Source organism: Novosphingobium aquimarinum (assembly GCF_009746585.1).
Lineage (GTDB): Bacteria > Pseudomonadota > Alphaproteobacteria > Sphingomonadales > Sphingomonadaceae > Novosphingobium > Novosphingobium aquimarinum.
Genome location: NZ_WRPO01000054.1, coordinates 1 through 2,528 on the forward strand (window position 1 = coordinate 1; position 2,528 = coordinate 2,528).

Below are 2,528 nucleotides of genomic sequence, written 5' to 3' on the forward strand. Positions count from 1 at the left end.
AATGACAATCCGGGTGTTGGCGACCCCCGCTCGGGCTACGCCCTCACGGCGCTCGCCAACACCCGGATCAAGTGGCCTGGTTTTACTCCGCCTAATGGACGACTTTTACTCCGCCGTTGACAATTGCGCATGAAGGATCATGGTCCGCTTGCCGGTGTCAGAGTCGTCGAAATCGCAGGCATCGGCCCCGCGCCATTTTGCGGAATGCTGCTGGCCGATCTCGGAGCAGACGTCGTGGTTGTCGATCGCGTCGTGCCCAATCCGGATACGATTGACCTGGGTCGTGATTCGATCCTCAATCGCGGCAAGCGATTTATGGCCCTCGATCTCAAACAACCGGAAGGGATCGAGGGTGTCCTGAACCTTGTCGAGCAGAGTCACGCATTGATCGAGGGAATGCGCCCAGGCGTCATGGAGCGGTTAGGCCTTGGACCGGATATCTGTTTCGAGCGCAATGCAGCGCTCGTGTTCGGCCGGATGACCGGTTGGGGACAGCATGGGCCGCTCGCGCAGGCGGCAGGCCATGACATCAACTATATCGCACTTTCCGGAGCACTCTGGTATGCTGGTGAGCCCGGCTCCCCTCCAATCACGCCGCCCGGTCTCGTCGGCGACATCGGCGGCGGCGCGCTCTATTTGGCGGTCGGCCTGCTCGCGGCGATTCTGAGCGCTCGAGAAACGGGCAAAGGACAGGTCGTGGATGCTGCCATTGTCGATGGCAGCGCCCACATGATGAACCTGCTCCTCAGCTTGAGGGCCGCAGGGCATTTTGTGACCGAGCGTGGCCGCAGCATTCTGGACGGTCCACACTGGTATGCGACGTACCGATGTGCGGACGACCGCTTCATCTCGCTGGGATCGCTCGAGCCAAAATTCTACGCGCTGCTAAGACAAAAGCTCGGCCTCGCCGACGATCCTGCTTTCACAAACGGATACGATCCCGAAAGCTGGCAAGACCTCAGACGGCGTTTCGAAGTCTTATTTCGGCAGCGAACGCGCGACGAATGGTCGGGCTTGCTTGAGGGAACCGACACTTGTTTTGCACCGGTGCTTGATCCAGACGAGGCTGCCTCGTATCCTCATATGGTCGCCCGGCGTGTGTACGTATCGGTCAATGGGTCCATACAGGCAATGCCTGCTCCCCGCTTCTCAGGCACGCCTCTAACTGGATTAACCGCCGATCCGTCGTAGCCTGCCAGCTTCAGCGGATGTGCGTTTCTGGCCAACGCCACGACGTCGTTGTAATGTGGGGAATAGAATATCAGTCGCAAACTGATGCCTGATTCATAGTGCTGCTCCTCTTCAAATGGCGGAAAACAGGGATTGTTGGTTCTCGTCTTGAGTGCGACACGGGCCTTTTCGCGAGATCGCGGCTTGGATTTCGGGCTTTGCCAGGTCCGCGGCGCGGATTTGATGCGGTGAACCGGGCATAACCTGCTCGGTCGGGAGCAAGCCAGCGTCGACGACACGGCGGATTTTGTGGTTTGTGACACCGAACTTGGCTGCCGCCTCCGACATGGTGAGCCATTCACCACCCGTGGTTCCGGCGGAACGATAGCTTTCAATCTTATGGACACGGCGCAGCGAGCTGACGCGATGCCCGGTCCATGTCTTGCCCTGACCCGTCCGCATGCCCATACGGTTAAGGGTCGCGGCGACATCGGCATCGGACCACCGCGCCGCCATCGACCGGATGATCGCCATCGCTTCTTCGGGCGTGCGCTTGGTATGTTCTCCGGTCTTGGGCTTGCGGATGCGAACCTGAGAATGCTGCCCGCCTTGCCAGTGAATGGTAAGCTCGACTTCCTGCCCATCGTTGTCGACGGTGGCGACGATATCCTTCACCAGCGCTCGCAACAGCCGATGCCGGAACTGCATATCAACGTCTGGGGCATTCCAAGCCGCTTTGAGATCGTGAGCCAGGCCGGCGAAATCAGGCATGGCGGCGTCCTCGCGCACTTGTCGTTCGTTGAGCCGCGCCTCGCAGGCCTCGACACGGCGCAGCGTCGCTTCCCAGCTTTTCTCCAGTTGAGCGGCGATCAACCGGTTATCGGGGTCGCAGGCGGCATAGCGTCGCTCGGCAAGCGAGGCCTCGTAACGGGCTTGCTGCAAATCCAGCTCGACCATCTGCCGCCTTTGCGCTTCGCCTTCGAGATGCATACGCTCTGCCTCCAATGCCGCGTCGATCGCCAAGGGCTCTACGGCGCGCAGCAGTTCCTCTATAACTGCCACATCCGTTCGAGCGGTCGCAGCGGTAGATATGATAGCCGATGCGGCGGCCGACATAAACGACACACAGGCGGCGGCCACAATGACCACAAGTGAGCATGCCTGCGAGGAAAGCCTTGCCACCGCGGCCGGACTTTATGCCGCCGGCCTTGCCGTATTGAGTAGCCCCTAGTTTTCTAGAGGCTGTTATGGACTTGTGAGTCCATGTGGATTCAAAGGCTTGAATGGAGTTGTCTCGCAAGCCTTATCCGTCTGACTTATCCGACGAGGAATGGTCGCTGATCGCGCCCTACCTGACA

The 2,528-nt window shown here is 59.8% G+C and carries 2 protein-coding genes; one reads left to right on the forward strand and one right to left on the reverse strand.

Annotated features, from left to right (window positions below; all coding sequences use genetic code 11):
- Positions 1-129 precede the first annotated feature (129 nt).
- Positions 130-1,191, forward strand: coding sequence for a CaiB/BaiF CoA transferase family protein (locus GQO94_RS20700; RefSeq protein ID WP_156843258.1), 1,062 nt, complete (start codon positions 130-132; stop codon positions 1,189-1,191).
- 111 nt (positions 1,192-1,302) lie between these two features.
- Here the strand turns inward: GQO94_RS20700 and GQO94_RS20905 are convergent, their stop codons facing one another.
- On the reverse strand, positions 1,303-2,319 hold the full coding sequence (locus GQO94_RS20905) for a hypothetical protein (RefSeq protein ID WP_198046095.1): 1,017 nt from the start codon (positions 2,317-2,319) through the stop codon (positions 1,303-1,305).
- Positions 2,320-2,528 lie beyond the last annotated feature (209 nt).

What these genes read in the sequence shown, in the direction of transcription:
- GQO94_RS20700 (WP_156843258.1), top strand. Translation starts at nt 130, where the DNA reads ATGAAGGATCATGGTCCGCTTGCCGGTGTCAGAGTCGTCGAAATCGCA.